This is a genomic window from Bifidobacterium kimbladii (assembly GCF_032193675.1).
Classification (GTDB): Bacteria; Actinomycetota; Actinomycetes; order Actinomycetales; family Bifidobacteriaceae; genus Bombiscardovia; species Bombiscardovia kimbladii.
The window spans coordinates 1-418 of sequence record NZ_JASTZZ010000023.1 but is presented as its reverse complement, the minus strand read 5'-3'; the positions used below and the strand labels follow the sequence as shown (position 1 = coordinate 418).

At 62.4% G+C, this 418-nt stretch carries 1 protein-coding gene; it reads right to left on the bottom strand.

Features of this window, described 5'->3' with window-relative positions:
• On the bottom strand, positions 1-418 hold a 418-nt coding region (locus QRX41_RS08410; protein WP_449495105.1), incomplete at both ends, for a glycoside hydrolase family 38 N-terminal domain-containing protein.

Genomic DNA, 418 nt, shown 5'->3' with positions numbered 1-418 from the left:
GGAGGCATAGGTATCCATGGGAGGGAAATGCGTGAAGATGGCCGTGCCGTCGATGCCCTGCCAGTCAAAGGTATGATGCGGGAATTTGGTCGTATCATTCCAGGAGATCTTCTGCGAAAGGAAGGATGTCATTCCTGCACGGCGGGCAATCTGCGGGAACTGGCCCGTATAGCCGAAGCTGTCCGGCTCCCAGACCACGGTCGTATCCTCCGCTGGCAGGTCCGGGTACGCCTTCCGGTCGGGCGTCTTCACCCTGACCGGCGTGTACCGGCTGCTGGTTGTCCCGTCGCCGAGCCGGCCCTGGCTGTTGGATCCCCAGGCGTAAACGTTGCCGTCGCTGCCCAGGGCCAGCGAATGATATTGTCCGGCGCTGACCTGCAGGTAGGTGAAGTCCGCTGGCAGGTCCGGGTACGTGCTG